This window comes from Pseudomonas asiatica, from assembly GCF_009932335.1.
Taxonomy (GTDB): Bacteria; Pseudomonadota; Gammaproteobacteria; order Pseudomonadales; family Pseudomonadaceae; genus Aquipseudomonas; species Aquipseudomonas asiatica.
This window is the reverse complement of the sequence record NZ_BLJF01000001.1, coordinates 95,800-109,855: the sequence shown is the minus strand read 5'-3', so window position 1 is coordinate 109,855 and position 14,056 is coordinate 95,800. Positions and strand designations below refer to the sequence as shown.

Genomic DNA, 14,056 nt, shown 5'->3' with positions numbered 1-14,056 from the left:
GATGGCAGCCGAGGCAGAAAATTCGGCAGCTGAAACGATTAATCTGACCAGGCGGCCACGTTACTCGATAATCTGCCGATGAAAAAGCCCCATCCTGTCGGACAATTGCGACAATGGTCGTCTGCGCGTGGCGCCCTCGCCGGGTCAAACTACCCGGTCAGGGCTCACAGCCAGCCCCGGTAATAACAAGGAAAATTCGGTGAAACTCAGCGATATCGCCCGTCTGGCCGGTGTGTCCGTGACCACTGCCAGCTACGTCATCAATGGCAAGGCCGAACAGCAGCGCATCAGCAACAGCACTGTCGAGCGGGTACGCGCGGTGGTCGAGGCCCACGGCTTCACCCCCAACCCGCAGGCCGCTGGCCTGCGCAGCCGGCATACCCGCACTCTGGGCTTCATTCTCCCGGATCTGGAGAACCCCAGCTACGCCCGCATTGCCAAGCAGCTCGAACAAGGTGCCCGCGCCCGTGGCTACCAGTTGCTGATTGCCAGCAGCGACGACCAGCCCGACAGCGAGCGCCAGTTGCAACAGCTGTTCCGCGCCCGCCGTTGCGATGCACTGTTCGTCGCCAGCTGCCTGCCGCCAGAAGACGACAGCTACCGCGAGCTGCAGGACAAAGGCCTGCCGGTAATCGCCATCGACCGCCGCCTGGACCCTGCGCACTTCTGCTCGGTGATCAGCGACGACCGCGACGCCAGCCGCCAGCTGGCCGCCAGCTTGTTGAGCGCCGCCCCGCGCAGCATCGCCTTGATCGGCGCCCGCCCCGAGCTGTCGGTCAGCCAGGCACGTGCCGGTGGCTTCGACGAAGCCCTGCAAGGCTATGCCGGCGAGGTTCGCCGCTATCAGGGCGAAGCGTTCAGCCGAGAGTGCGGCCAGCGCCTGATGCAGCAACTGATCGATGACCTTGGCGGCCTGCCGGATGCCCTGGTGACAACCTCCTACGTGCTGCTGCAAGGGGTGTTCGACACCCTGCAGGCGCGCACTGCCGACTCACGCCAGCTGCAGCTGGGTACCTTTGGCGACAACCAGTTGCTCGACTTCCTGCCGCTGCCAGTCAATGCCATGGCCCAGCAGCATGGCCTGATTGCCGCCACCGCGCTGGAACTGGCACTGGCCGCGATCGAGGACAAACGCTACGAACCTGGCGTGCATGCCGTCGGTCGAACGTTCAAGCAACGCATTACAGCGGCCTGAATATGCGCCTGATCGACACCCACACCCACCTGGACTTCCCCGACTTCGACGCCGACCGCCAACAACTGCTGGCCAACGCGGTGTCGCGCGGGGTGGAGAGGATGGTGGTGCTGGGGGTGTACCAGGCGAATTTCCAGCGGGTGTGGGACCTGGCCTGTGCCGACCAGCGCCTGTTCGCCGCGCTCGGCCTGCACCCGATCTACCTTGACCAGCATCGCCCGGAGCACCTGGCGCAGCTGCGCGAGTGGCTGGAGCGCCTGCGCGGCGACCCACGGCTATGTGCCGTGGGCGAGTTTGGCCTGGACTATTACCTCGAAGACCTGGACAAGGCCCGCCAGCAGGCGCTGTTCGAAGCGCAACTGCAGATGGCCTGCGACTTTGAACTGCCCGCCCTGCTCCACGTGCGCCGCAGCCATGCGCAGGTGATCGCCACGCTCAAGCGCTACAAGCCGGCGCGGGCGGGGGTGATACATGCGTTTGCCGGCAGTTACGAAGAGGCCCGCGAGTACATCAAGCTGGGCTTCCGGCTTGGGCTTGGCGGTGCGGGTACCTGGCCGCAGGCCCTACGGCTGCGCAAGACCCTGGCGCGGTTGCCGCTGGACAGCGTGGTGCTGGAGACCGATGCGCCGGACATGGCGCCGGTTATGTTCCCCGGGGTAAGGAACAGCCCGGAACACCTGCCGGAGATTGCCGGGGCGCTGGCGCAGGTGATGGGTGTGGAAGTTGGCGAACTGGCTGAGGCCAGTAGTCGCAACGCTTGCGAGTTGTTTCGCTGGTAGCAGCTGTGTGCCCGTGCCGGACTCTTCGCGGGTAAACCCGCTCCCACAGGTACAGCGCTACCCTCAGGATTTGCACAGCCCCTGTAGGAGCGGCCTTGTGTCGCGAAAGGGCCGCAACGCGGCCCCGGCAATCTATGCGGCGAAGCTGAAAACCTGGGGCTGCTACGCTCCCGCAAGGAGCCGCGCCTAGCTTCAGATCAGACTAGAACCGTCCACAGCGCAAACCCGGCATACCACAGCACCGCACAGCGCAGCAGCAGCTCCCACAGGCTGTCGAGCCGCCCCAGCCCGCGCTGGCTGTCTTCTTCTTCGGGAATGTCATCGGCAATGCGCCCGACCCTGGCAACCAGGTGGGCGGCGCTGATGTGCCAGTTGAGCACCTCGTGCAGCATCACCCGGGTGACCGCGAGAAAGTTGCCGACCAGGGCGAAACTCAAGGCCAGCACCCGTACCGGCAGCCAGTCCATGATATGCCTGAGCTGCTCGGCACGGGCCTTCAACGCCGGTTGCTTGCTGTGTTCGCCACACAGAGCCAGCAAGCGATAGGCCAGGGCTGCACCCGGGCCCAGCACGAAGTACCAGAAGATCACCGCGAAAAAGCCTTGGTACACCTGCCACAGCAGGTTGCCCTGCACCTGCACCAACAGGCTTTGCGGCTCGTCGGCCGCCAGACCTAGGTCGCGCTCGGCCACGTGCAGCGCGGCCTGGTCATCACCGCGCCGCCAGGCATCACGGAACGGCCCCATCGATGCCTTGGCATCGCCGCGGCCCAGACTGTAGATCAGCACCAGCAGGTGCACCGGCAACGCCAGCAAGCCATACGCCACCGGGTCCAGAACATGCAGCAGCAAAACCAGCAGCGCTACCGGTGCCAACACCAGAATGGCCAGCGTCCACCATGGGTGCACCTTGCCGCTGCGCTCCAGGCGCACCAGTTCGCCGAGGAAGAACCCATCTCGCTGCACCTGATGGCGCAGGGCCGAGAACTTCTCGACCCAAAGCGCCAGCAACAACACCAGAAAACTCATGCCTTTTCCTCGTTTTGCTGCAGCGCCTTTCGGTAGCGCGGCCAGTCGAAGGCCGGGCCGGGGTCGGTCTTGCGCTGCGGGGCAATATCGCTATGGCCCTGGATGCGGTCCAGCCCGATGGCCGGCCAGACACCGCGGATGTGCCGGGTAAGTTGCTCCAGCACCGCGTACTGGGCATCGGTATAGGGCAGGTCGTCGGTGCCTTCCAGTTCTATACCGATGGAGAAATCGTTACAGCCTTCACGCCCGTCGAAGCACGACACACCAGCATGCCAGGCGCGGTCGAGCAACGACACGAACTGGGTCACCGCACCGTCACGCTCGACGAACAGGTGCGCCGATACGGTCAGGTGGTTGATGCTGGCGAAGTACGAGTGCTCATTGGGGTCCAGGCGGTTCTGGAAGAATTGCTGGACCTTGCCGGTACCGAAGCAGGCCGGCGGCAGGCTGATGTTGTGAATAACCAGCAGGGAAATCGATTCGCCTTCGGGGCGAGCATTGAAGTTCGGCGAGGGGCAGTGGGTGATTCCGATTCCGTGGAACCAGCCAGTGGCACGGTCCAATTGCATGGGGCAGATCCTGAGAGCGCCGTGAACAGGTAGACAGTATGCCCTTTGGCCAACAGCGTTTGCATGTGAATGATTGTAATACCCGCTCCCACAGGGATCGCGCAAACCTGCAGATCTTGCGCTAGACAGGTACCCCTACGCGAAGCGTTTCGAGTACTGCTTCCAGCGCGCGCTCGAACAAAAGCCCGTCATCCAGCACCCGCACCTCACCTCGATGCAGTGCCCGGGCCAGGCTGGCCCCGTTCCATTCGCGTACTTTCATGCCGGTGCGGTTGGCGAACACCAGCCGGTCGCTACTGTCGACGCGCGCCACCAGTTTGCAGCGCAGCGGTTCGTCCTCGTCCAGCACTTCTACCCAGGTACCGATACGCAGGCGCTGCACCTGACGCACGGCGACAGCCTGCCCGTCGGCAAACTGCGACGGAGCACAAGCGGGTTCCTCGGCAATCGCCAGGACGATGTCCTCGGCCACCAGCACTTCGCTCAAAGGCTGGCCCTCAGTGCCGGGCTGCATCGCGGTACCCGCGCAGGCACGCAGGTGCAGCTGTTCCAGTTGCAGGAAGAATTCGCGGGTCGCTGCCGAGTCCAGGGCCACGCTGGCCAGGCCATCGCGCAGTGCCTTGAGCAGGCCCGGTACCTGCTGCAGCAAGGCATGCGGCTCATGCGGCGGAGTGATGCTGGCCAGCAGCGTGTCCATCGTCTGCAAGGCATCCCGCCAGGCCTGGGATGCTTCACCTTGCTTGAGCCAGGCCAACAGCAGTACCTGGCTCCAGGCTTGCACCAGCATCTGTACCACCACCTGCGGCAATAACCTGCCGCGCAGCCGTTGGTTGAGAGCATGCTGCACCTGCTGCCTGGCCTGCAGTGTTCGGGCACGCCCTTCTTCGGCGTCGCGGGTGCGTTGTTCGAGCAGTTCGTTGCGCCGCCGCTCGTCCTGGTTAAAAGCGAGGAAGTCTTCGAGCAGTTCGGAGAACAGGCTGGTATCTTCGGCAAAATCATTGAGAAGGCGCTGGACGATACGCTCCACCCGCAGGTGCAGGCTGTCACGCATACCGTCGCCGCCACATTCCCAGCCGATTGCCGCGCCAGCGATCTCGTTGAGCAGCCGGCGGGCCGGGTGGCTGGCACGACTGAGCAGCCCCTTGTCCAACAGGGCCACTTTAAGCAGCGGAATGTGCAAACGCCCGATCAGCGCACGCAGGCTGGCCGGCAAGTTGTCGTCGTCCTGGATGAAGGCGAACAGCAGGCCAACCAGGTTGATCATGTCCTCGTCGGCAACATCGATACGCCGGCGTGTGCCGCTGCGCACGCTGACCCGCAACAGCAATTGTTCAAGCTGTTGGCCAAGTTCGAAATCGTCGGCCTCGTGGGTAGCGGGCACATAGTGCTGCAAATGCGAAAGCAGGCGCAGCAGGTCGGCGGTGCTGATTGGCTGGGCGGCGGCCACCGCCTGCAAACGAGGCGCGAACTTTCCACGCACCGGGGCCAGCAGTGTTTGCAACGAGGCAAAGAAAGCCTGCCCTGCCGCGTCCGAGCCCACCTCGTGACCCAGGTTCGCCGGCCCACGACCTGCGCTCATGCGCCGATCTTCGGCACGCCGACGTGGTGCCGACGGCAATTCAGGCAGTACACCGGCGGCGGCCAGCAACTGGTTGGCTTCGCCATAGATCACGTCGGCATCGCGCAACACATAGCGCTCGAACAGTTTGAGCAGGACCAGCTTGACCCGCAGGCCAACCCCCAGGTTGCGGCCAGCGTCGAGGAAGTAGCCGCACAGCGCTGCGGGCCCCAGCGGGTTGTGCTGCTCGTGCAGGGGGCGGTCGAGCAGTACCTGCAAGCGCAGGCCCAGTTGCTGCAGGGCAATACCGTCGCGTGACAGCACACGCGCGACCATGCCTTCTATCGCGCCAGCCCGTTCCACGTGGGCCTTGCTGCGCAGGTTGCCCGGCTCGACCATGTGCGCCAGCAGGTCAACCTGGCCGATACGGGCAAAGGCATCATAGAACGTGTCGAGAAAACCGCGCTCGATGCTCTTGCGCTTCAGGCGCAGGTCGCGCATGGCTTCGAAGTACAGGTTCTGGTCACCGCGGTCCAAGGCCTTGTCGGCCATCTCGAAGAGGGTGTCGTCAGCATTGTCGAACAAGCCCTGCAGGCCCTGACGCAACTGCAAGGCGGCCTTGTCGCGCACCTGCAGGAGCAATACCGGAAGGCAAGGCAGAGGCGTACGCCCGCCTCGATCGATGGCTGCCGCCAAGGGCACCACCTTGCCTTCTTTTTGCATCCTGTACTCCTTGCAGGGTGTCTCGCCCGAAGGGGCTGAAGATCGTCAAAGTCATGACGCCAAATACTGGTCACCATTATCGGTAAAAATCCGCATAGCTGCCAGCGCCGTTTCACTTGCTGGCTAATGACCCTGATTTACCCCGCCTGCTCACACCGGCCGACTAAAGGTCATCGCCAAGGCGACTGTACACACCGGCCCCCTGCCCTATAATCGCCGGCATCTAGCTTGTGGAGCCGACCATGCCGAACCTACGCCTTGCCGACCTGACCGCTGAAATCGAAGCCAACGTGCGCCGTGCGCTGTTGGAGGACATCGGCAGTGGCGATATCACCGCGCAGTTGATCCCGGCCGAGCGCCTGGCCAAGGCGACCATCATTACCCGCGAAGACTGCGTGATCGCCGGCACCGCCTGGGTCGATGCCGTGTTCCGCCAACTCGACCCACGCGTGGCCGTGCACTGGCAGGTGGCCGATGGCGAGCGCGCCACGGCCAACCAGCCGCTGTTCCATCTGGAGGGCCCCGCGCGTTCGCTGCTCAGTGGTGAGCGCAGTGCATTGAACTTCCTGCAGATGCTGTCGGGTGTCGCCACTCGTGCGCGCTTCCTTGCCGACCTGGTGGAAGGCACCCAGGTACGCCTGCTGGACACCCGCAAGACCCTGCCGGGCCTGCGCCTGGCGCAGAAGTATGCAGTGACCTGCGGCGGTTGCGACAACCACCGCATCGGCCTGTACGACGCCTTCCTGATCAAGGAAAACCACATCGCAGCCAGCGGCGGCGTGGCCGCGGCCGTGGCGGCGGCGCACCGCATTGCGCCGGGCAAGCCGGTGGAAATTGAAGTGGAAAGCCTGGATGAGCTGCGCCAGGCACTGGCCGCTGGTGCCGACATCATCATGCTCGACGAGCTGACCCTGGAAGAGATGCGCGAAGCAGTGCGCATTACTGCGGGCAAGGCCAAGCTGGAAGCCAGTGGCGGGGTCAACGAGACGACCTTGCGGGTGATTGCCGAGACTGGGGTGGACTACATCTCGATTGGTGCCATGACCAAGGATGTGAAGGCGGTGGACCTGTCGATGCGTTTGAGCCTGTAAGCTGATTGCAGGCATGAAAAAACCGGCCTCAGGGCCGGTTTTTTCATTGGGGGCGCTCTCGGATCAGAACGAAGCGTTGGCCAGCCCATCCAGGTAACGCTCGACATCCAGCGCCGCCATGCAGCCGGCACCGGCCGAGGTAATGGCCTGGCGATAAACGTGGTCGGCCACGTCACCGGCGGCGAACACGCCCTCGATGTTGGTGGCGGTGGCATTGCCCTCACGGCCGCCGTTGACCACCAGGTAGCCGTCCTTGAGGGTCAGCTGGCCTTCGAACAGCGAGGTGTTCGGGGTGTGGCCAATGGCGATGAACACGCCGTCGACCTTGATTTCGTCGCTGCTGCCATCGTTGTTCTTCAGGCGCGCACCAGTCACGCCCATGTTGTCACCCAGCACTTCGTCCAGGGTGGCGTTGAGCTTGAGCTCGATCTTGCCTTCGGCCACACGGGCGTGCAGCTTGTCGACCAGGATCTTCTCGGCGCGGAAGGTATCGCGACGGTGTACCAGAGTCACCTTGCTGGCGATGTTGGCCAGGTACAGCGCCTCTTCCACGGCAGTGTTGCCGCCACCCACCACAGCGACCGGCTTGTTGCGGTAGAAGAAGCCGTCGCAGGTGGCGCAGGCCGAAACACCCTTGCCCATGAAGGTTTCTTCCGACGGCAGGCCCAGGTAGCGGGCGCTGGCGCCAGTGGCGATGATCAGCGCGTCGCAGGTGTACTTGCCGCTGTCACCCTGCAGGGTGAAGGGCTTGTTGGCCAGGTCGACGGCGTTGATGTGGTCGAAGACGATTTCGGTTTCGAAACGCTCGGCGTGCTCCTGCATGCGCTGCATCAGCGCCGGGCCGGTCAGGCCATGGGGGTCGCCCGGCCAGTTGTCGACTTCGGTGGTGGTGGTCAGCTGGCCGCCGGCCTGCATACCGGTGATCAGCAGCGGCTTGAGGTTGGCACGGGCGGCATACACCGCGGCGCTGTAACCGGCAGGGCCGGAACCGAGAATGATGACGCGCGAATGACGTACTTCAGACATGTCGAACTCCTGTCGAGCGGGCCGCAGGGCCGGCATCGGTGCACCGGCTGCGCCAGCAGGAAAATTAAAAAGGACCCACGCAGCACTTGGGGAAGGCTACAACGCGCAGGCCCAGAAAGCGGAAAGTTGAGCGCACTGTAGCGAGGTCGCAAAGATTAAGGAAATATCCTTCGACAATCCACCTCATAGGCATCGTCTATTCAGCGATTTCATCGATAGCCAAGCCCTGCTGCTTTTGTTACAGCCCGTTTCCCACCCGCTGCCCGCCTTTCGTCGGCGCGGCAAACTCGGTAAGGTCAGCGCGTTTTCCTTCTCTGCGGAGTCTCTCGATGCAAGCCCCTGTCCTCTCTGGCCCCCAGTACCTGCGCGAAGGCCTGAAACTGGTGCTGAGCCCCAATCTGCGGTTGTTCGTGCTGCTGCCGCTGGCGGTCAACCTGCTGCTGTTTGGCGGTCTGATCTACTTCGCCGGCCACCAATTCAGCCTGTGGGTGGACGCCCTGATGCCGAGCTTGCCGAGCTGGCTGAGCTTTCTCACCTACATCCTCTGGCCGCTGTTCGTCGCCCTGGTGGTGCTGATGGTGTTCTTCACATTCACCCTGGTGGCCAACATCATCGCCGCGCCGTTCAATGGCTTTCTGGCGGAAAAGGTCGAGGTTGTGGTGCGTGGCGAGGACAATTTCCCCGCGTTCAGCTGGGGCGAACTGGTGGCCATGGTGCCACGTACCTTCGGCCGTGAAATGCGCAAGCTGGGCTACTTCCTGCCGCGGGCCATCGGCCTGTTCATCCTGTCGCTGATCCCGGTGGTCAACGTGGTGGCGGCGCCGCTTTGGCTGATCTTCGGGGTGTGGATGATGGCTATCCAGTACATCGACTACCCGGCGGACAACAACAAGATGAGCTGGCAGGACATGCTCGCCTGGCTGCGCCAGAAACGCTGGCAGAGTCTGGGCTTTGGCGGCATTACCTACCTGGCGTTGATGATCCCGCTGGTGAACGTGCTGATGATGCCGGCGGCGGTGGCCGGGGCTACGTTGTTCTGGGTGCGGGAGCGGAACTGAAGGGGCGAGGGGCTGCAGGGCAGCCCCTTTCCGCAGATTGCATTTTCAAAAGTCGGAGAAACTGTAGGGCTCGAGGGTGGCAATCTGAGAAAGCAGTATTAGATGCTCCACTGCCTTAACCTTCTCAAGGTTAGCAAGGTCGCTTGAGCCGCCGAACGCCAGGGCTGGAACGAACCCATACATTTCATCATGCTTTAGCATGCCCAGTTTTTTCTTTGCTGGCTCGAACATGCCATCAAAGTCAACAGACGCCTTCTCTTTCCCAAGGAAGAAACCTTGCACTTCCCTGTCCATATCCGCCGCCGTCAACTCATATTCACTTCCCCTATATCGTGAAATATGAGCCAAAATCTTTACTGAGAAACCCGTTTGCTCCCCAAAGAGATACAGGTCACCAAATGCACCGCGAGCGATCAGGTGGTATCTATCCCGCCTCTCCAATATTGTGCCTTCGATAAGCGAGGCAGTTACCTCTTCATATTCCTGGGGATTGACAGTCCAAAATATCCCGTCACCATATCCGCACCAACCGTGCTCACACCAATACTCTAACAATTTGTTCGGCAAGATCCCTCTGTATCGATCCAGACTTGAGAGAGGAACCTCCTGTCGAAAAAACGGCTCACCAACTTGCTCTACAAACAGGGAAAAAATCTCATCCACGGCGAAACCCTCAAGCAACTAGCATTTATGCAGTTTTACATTTAACAGGCCTGACCCCACACCCGATCTTGAAGCTTTCTCGGCAGCAGCTTTCAAACCATAAACTCTGCTTTTCCATTGTGGGCCTATGCTCGAGTTAACTTGCCTGTCGCCAAAGTCAGAAATAGTATCCCGTCCACCGGCGATCAAGTCAGGATTATGCAAAGCTGCGAGAGATGACATGGTTTCCTTTGCTTGCTTCACCGAGAGATTTCTAGCTTCAATGGCACTCATAGTTTTCATCAGATCCCTCTGAATCCTCTCCTGCAACTTATCATAAAGTTCCTTTCTCGCTATTTTTGCAATGCGCGGATCTCGCTTGGCCGGATTAGCGATATTTTCGAGAAACTCTTCAACCGTCAGCCGATTCAACCCATCCTGCTGCCCCTTCAACTGCCGTTCAAACTCGCCATGCTTGGCGGGTGGCAATTTGTCGGCCTTGAAGCACGCCACGGTATGCAACGGCATGCTACCGGGCTTCCCTGTCGAGGGCTCCTTGTCTTTCCCTGCCGGCCGATCAGGCTGCATCGGTTGCGGCTCACCCACCGCCCCCTTGCGCCGCTCCGGCACCTGCAGGTCCGGCCGTTTCTTCAACCCCTCTTCATGCTTGAGCATCCATTGCCCCAGCCGCGCACCTTTGCGGCTGGCCGCCATCTCCTGCGCGAGCACCCGGGCATCACCGCGGCCGCGGGTGAGGTACGACACGATCGCCCCCAACAACAGCAGCACGACTTCCACGTGGGCTTGGGCAATCTGATGCGTCGCCCGGGATATCGCATAGGGGTCGTCCCGGCAGAGCGGGCCCGTGCCTTCATTGCCGCAGGTGCCTTCCCAGGCGAAGCGAATGCCGTCGACGTAGTACTCGCCGATACGCGGCAAGCCCTCGATGAAGAACTCGGCGATGGAAGCCAGCCCTAGCGCGCCGAGGATCCAGCCACTGACCTTGAGGCCCATGGCCGCGCCCGCGCCGGCAAACGGAATGGTTCCGGCGCCGCCGGCGAATGCGCCAACCCCCGCGCCAAGCAGGCCACCGGTAATGGTGCTGCCGGCGACGATCATCGCCATCTGCCGCACGACCATCAGCAGTTCGTCGACGATGCTGTTGATGTCGAGGTCGGCGAAGCGCTGGCGCAGCATGTGCGCCGCCTGCCATTCGGCGTGGTAGAAGGCGGTGCGGACGGCTTCTATCCGGCGCAGGTTGAGGCCTAGCGAGGCGACCTCTTCATTGAGGCTGGTGCGGAACTGGCCACCGCTTTGGTAGCCCACCAGGGCGATGACACGTGACTCGATCTCGTGCCAGGAGGGCACGAGGTAATCCAGGTACATGAGGTGTCTCCCTGACAGCGTGGGCAGGGGGAAATCCCATCATGGATTCGGATCGGAGGTTTCTGAGTCAGTTGTAGGAAAATGCGACTTCTTTTACAGCAGGTTCAGCGAAGTTGAGCTGTTCAGCCGGCACCATGGACAAGGTTGGGGATCTTTGTCGTGCCTGAGATCGAGCCCCATCTGGGCGGGGGCTCGACTGCATAGGCGCTACAAACCTCAGGCCATATCAAAGACTCAACTGGCTGGAAAACTGCCCCACCACATCCACCACCCGCTTCGCACCATCCTGAATCTCGACGATCACGCTCCCTGTCTCGTCCGCCAGTGCCAGGCCCTGCTCGGCCTGGCGCTTGCTGGTGTCGATGATCGCCACTGCCGCTTGGGCCAGTTGCTCGTTCTGCTGTACCACGCGGGCGATTTCCTCGGTGGCGGTGCTGGTGCGCGAGGCCAGTTGGCGCACTTCATCGGCAACCACGGCAAACCCACGCCCTTGTTCGCCAGCGCGGGCCGCTTCGATGGCCGCGTTCAGCGCCAGCAGGTTGGTCTGCCCGGCAATGTCGCTGATGGTCTTGATGATCGAGCCGATCACCCGCGACTGGGTATCCAGTGCCTGGATACCCTCTGCCGCCTCTTGCATCGACGCTTCCAGCCCGCGCATCACGCTGACGCTCTGGGTGACCACATCGGTGGCCTTGCGGGCACTGGCATCGGTACCCAGCGAGGTGTTGTAGGCGACATCCGCCGCCTCGGCCACCGCCTGCTCCTGGTTGACCTGATCGGTGATGACGGTGGCGAACTTCACCACCTTGTACAGCACGTCATGGGCATCGAAAATCGGGTTGTATGAAGCTTCCAGCCAGACCACCCGGCCGTGGGCATCGATACGCTTGAAGCGGTCGGCAACGTACTCGCCACGGCGCAGCTTGTCCCAGAACGCCTGGTAGCCGGCCGAGTTGGCCTCCTCCGGCTCGCAGAAGATGCGGTGATGCTTGCCCCGGATCTGCTCCAGGCGGTAACCGACAGCGCCCAGGAACCGGTCGTTGGCAGTGAGGATGGTGCCATCGAGATCGAACTCGATCACCGCGGTGGAGCGCATCAGGGCCTTGATCAGGCTTTCGTGCTCGCGGGAGGTCTCGATGGTGCGGGTAAGGTCGCTGGAATGCAGCGTGAAATACTTGATGCGCCCCTCGCTGTTCTTGACCGGCTGCAGGATGGACCGTAACCAGGCTTCCTGGCCATTGCCACGCAGCAGGCGGAATGCACCGTTCAGGTGTTCACCGCGGCTGATTGCGCCCTTCATGCGCTGGTAGAAATCCAGCGTCTTCACATGGGCGGGGACGATGTCCTCGATGTTGCGCCCAAGCAATTGTTCGGCACGGTAGAGCATCTCGCTCTCGAAGTTGCCGTTGACCATCTCGATCCGCCCCTGTGGGTCGAGTTGCAGTACCAGCATCTCGCTGTCGAGGCTACTCTTGACCTGTTCGATGGACATCAGGTCTTCGCGCAGCTGCCGTATTTCTTGCTTGAGCTTGTTGTTGAACATCACCGCTCTCCTGGAGCGCATTGTCGAATGCATCTTCATCGGCTGCCGATGCCCCCTCTTGAGCACCCATGCAAGGAAAAATTCACAAGGCGAAAAGCGTCGGCGATCAGGCGTCATCTGTACGTCACATGACAGTCACATTGGCGCAATCCAGCAGGCGGACACTTTTTGTCATGAATACACCCGCCCTACGCATTTCCCTGGTCAGCGAAACCTTCCCACCCGAGATCAACGGCGTGGCCAACACCCTTGGCCGCCTCAGCGAGGGGTTGCGCCAACGCGGCCATGAGATCGAAGTGGTGCGCCCACGCCAGGCCGGAGAAGCACCGCGGCACAGCGACCCGAACCTGATGCTGTGCCGTGGCTGGCCACTGCCTGGCTACCCGGGCTTGCAGTGGGGCGAGGTATCGATGCACAAGCTGTTGCGCCGCTGGCGTCGACAGCGCCCGGATGTGCTGTACATCGCCACCGAGGGGCCGCTTGGGCTCAGTGCACTGCGCGCGGCCCGGCGCCTCGGGGTTGCGGTGGTCAGTGGCTTCCACACCAACTTCCCGCAGTATTCCGGCCAGTACGGGCTGGGCCTGCTGACGCGCCTGCTCACCAACTACCTGCGCTGGTTCCATCGGCGCACGGCGATCACCCTGGTACCCAGCCTCAGCCAGCGCCTGGAGCTCGAACGCCGTGGCTTCGAACGCCTGGAGCTACTGGCCCGGGGGGTCGATGCCTGCCTGTTCAACCCGGCCCGGCGCAACCCCGCATTACGGGAAAGCTGGGGGCTCGGCCCGGATGATATCGCCGTGCTGCATGTGGGGCGGCTGGCGGCAGAAAAGAACCTGGGCTTGCTGCGCCCAAGCCTGGAGGCCCTGCAGAAAGCTTATCCACACAAACGTCTGCGCCTGATCATGGTCGGTGACGGCCCGCAGCGTGCCGCCCTCGAACAGCAGGTACCGGATGCCATGTTCTGCGGCGCCCAGCGTGGCGAGGTGCTGGCCGAACACTATGCCAGCGGTGACCTGTTCCTGTTTCCGAGCCTGACCGAAACCTTTGGCAATGTGGTGCTCGAAGCCATGGCCTCCGGGTTGGCGGTGGTCGCCTATGACGAGGCGGCCGCCGCGCAGCATATTCGCCATGGCCATAGCGGTGCGCTGGCCATGCCGGGGGATCAGGCGGCGTTCATCGATGCAGCCTGCTGGCTGCTGGAGGAAGAAGAGACGTTACGGCGGGTGCGCCTGAATGCGCGAAAGCATGCCAGCCACCAAGGATGGCCAGGGATTGTCGAGCAGTTTGAGGGGTATCTGCATGCAGCCCGGAACCAGGCTGCAACCTCGCCAGCTTCGAGGCTGGGTGCTACGCGATCTGTGTAGGAGCGGCCTTGTGCCGCGAATGGGCCGCGAAGCGGCCCCAGGCATTCGGCATCATGGCAGCCATCGTGGGCCGCGCTGCGGCCCATTCGCGGCA

Annotated in this window: 11 protein-coding genes and 2 pseudogenes; 5 read left to right on the top strand and 8 right to left on the bottom strand. The window is 62.4% G+C overall.

From position 1 onward, the window contains the following. The first annotated feature begins 199 nt into the window (after positions 1-199). Together cra and GYA95_RS00470 are read left to right on the top strand one after the other, a co-directional pair. Complete coding sequence (gene cra / locus GYA95_RS00475; RefSeq protein ID WP_004376064.1) at positions 200-1,195, top strand: catabolite repressor/activator; 996 nt, start codon at positions 200-202, stop codon at positions 1,193-1,195. Between the two features lie 2 nt (positions 1,196-1,197). Continuing rightward, complete coding sequence (locus GYA95_RS00470) at positions 1,198-1,974, top strand: TatD family hydrolase (RefSeq protein WP_015268976.1); 777 nt, start codon at positions 1,198-1,200, stop codon at positions 1,972-1,974. Positions 1,975-2,171: 197 nt separating this feature from the next. Here the strand turns inward: GYA95_RS00470 and ampE are convergent, their stop codons facing one another. The 3 genes from ampE to GYA95_RS00455 form a co-directional block, all read right to left on the bottom strand. Beyond that, a complete protein-coding gene (gene ampE, locus GYA95_RS00465) occupies positions 2,172-3,002 on the bottom strand; it encodes a regulatory signaling modulator protein AmpE (protein WP_015268975.1) in 831 nt (276 codons plus the stop codon). After that, positions 2,999-3,571 carry a 1,6-anhydro-N-acetylmuramyl-L-alanine amidase AmpD gene (gene ampD, locus GYA95_RS00460; RefSeq protein ID WP_015268974.1) on the bottom strand — a complete coding sequence of 191 codons (573 nt, stop codon included), beginning with the start codon at positions 3,569-3,571 and terminating at the stop codon, positions 2,999-3,001. The genes ampE and ampD overlap by 4 nt, the downstream gene beginning before the upstream one ends. 121 nt (positions 3,572-3,692) lie before the next feature. After that, entirely contained in the window at positions 3,693-5,852 is a 2,160-nt protein-coding gene (locus GYA95_RS00455) for a DUF1631 domain-containing protein (protein WP_015268973.1), read from the bottom strand. Positions 5,853-6,094: 242 nt separating this feature from the next. On the opposite strand from GYA95_RS00455, the gene nadC reads away from it, so the two are divergent. Beyond that, positions 6,095-6,943: a carboxylating nicotinate-nucleotide diphosphorylase gene (gene nadC, locus GYA95_RS00450; RefSeq protein ID WP_004376060.1), complete on the top strand. Its 849-nt coding sequence runs from the start codon at positions 6,095-6,097 to the stop codon at positions 6,941-6,943. A gap of 63 nt (positions 6,944-7,006) precedes the next feature. On the opposite strand, the gene trxB is transcribed toward nadC, so the two are convergent. Further along, positions 7,007-7,969: a thioredoxin-disulfide reductase gene (gene trxB, locus GYA95_RS00445; RefSeq protein WP_015268972.1), complete on the bottom strand. Its 963-nt coding sequence runs from the start codon at positions 7,967-7,969 to the stop codon at positions 7,007-7,009. A 329-nt stretch (positions 7,970-8,298) separates the two neighbouring features. Here trxB and cysZ point away from each other — a divergent pair, with 329 nt between their 5' ends. Then, the gene (gene cysZ / locus GYA95_RS00440) at positions 8,299-9,027 is read left to right on the top strand and encodes a sulfate transporter CysZ (RefSeq protein ID WP_015268971.1); all 729 of its coding nucleotides are present in this window, start codon (positions 8,299-8,301) and stop codon (positions 9,025-9,027) included. 45 nt (positions 9,028-9,072) lie between these two features. Here the strand turns inward: cysZ and GYA95_RS00435 are convergent, their stop codons facing one another. The 4 genes and pseudogenes from GYA95_RS00435 to GYA95_RS28220 form a co-directional block, all read right to left on the bottom strand. After that, entirely contained in the window at positions 9,073-9,690 is a 618-nt protein-coding gene (locus tag GYA95_RS00435; RefSeq protein WP_015268970.1) for a GAD-like domain-containing protein, read from the bottom strand. Positions 9,691-9,708: 18 nt separating this feature from the next. Beyond that, the gene (locus tag GYA95_RS00430) at positions 9,709-11,055 is read right to left on the bottom strand and encodes a DUF6861 domain-containing protein (RefSeq protein WP_015268969.1); all 1,347 of its coding nucleotides are present in this window, start codon (positions 11,053-11,055) and stop codon (positions 9,709-9,711) included. Between the two features lie 226 nt (positions 11,056-11,281). Next, positions 11,282-11,641: pseudogene (locus GYA95_RS28225) on the bottom strand (methyl-accepting chemotaxis protein); the annotation flags it as partial. 228 nt (positions 11,642-11,869) lie between these two features. Continuing rightward, positions 11,870-12,469: pseudogene (locus GYA95_RS28220) on the bottom strand (PAS domain-containing protein); the annotation flags it as partial. Between the two features lie 302 nt (positions 12,470-12,771). On the opposite strand from GYA95_RS28220, the gene GYA95_RS00420 reads away from it, so the two are divergent. Beyond that, positions 12,772-13,962 carry a glycosyltransferase family 4 protein gene (locus GYA95_RS00420; RefSeq protein WP_015268967.1) on the top strand — a complete coding sequence of 397 codons (1,191 nt, stop codon included), beginning with the start codon at positions 12,772-12,774 and terminating at the stop codon, positions 13,960-13,962. Positions 13,963-14,056: the final 94 nt, after the last annotated feature.

What these genes read in the sequence shown, in the direction of transcription:
- ampE (WP_015268975.1), bottom strand. Translation starts at nt 3,002, where the DNA reads ATGAGTTTTCTGGTGTTGTTGCTGGCGCTTTGGGTCGAGAAGTTCTCG.
- GYA95_RS00455 (WP_015268973.1), bottom strand. Translation starts at nt 5,852, where the DNA reads ATGCAAAAAGAAGGCAAGGTGGTGCCCTTGGCGGCAGCCATCGATCGA.
- trxB (WP_015268972.1), bottom strand. Translation starts at nt 7,969, where the DNA reads ATGTCTGAAGTACGTCATTCGCGCGTCATCATTCTCGGTTCCGGCCCT.
- ampD (WP_015268974.1), bottom strand. Translation starts at nt 3,571, where the DNA reads ATGCAATTGGACCGTGCCACTGGCTGGTTCCACGGAATCGGAATCACC.
- GYA95_RS00470 (WP_015268976.1), top strand. Translation starts at nt 1,198, where the DNA reads ATGCGCCTGATCGACACCCACACCCACCTGGACTTCCCCGACTTCGAC.
- nadC (WP_004376060.1), top strand. Translation starts at nt 6,095, where the DNA reads ATGCCGAACCTACGCCTTGCCGACCTGACCGCTGAAATCGAAGCCAAC.
- GYA95_RS00430 (WP_015268969.1), bottom strand. Translation starts at nt 11,055, where the DNA reads ATGTACCTGGATTACCTCGTGCCCTCCTGGCACGAGATCGAGTCACGT.
- cysZ (WP_015268971.1), top strand. Translation starts at nt 8,299, where the DNA reads ATGCAAGCCCCTGTCCTCTCTGGCCCCCAGTACCTGCGCGAAGGCCTG.
- GYA95_RS00420 (WP_015268967.1), top strand. Translation starts at nt 12,772, where the DNA reads ATGAATACACCCGCCCTACGCATTTCCCTGGTCAGCGAAACCTTCCCA.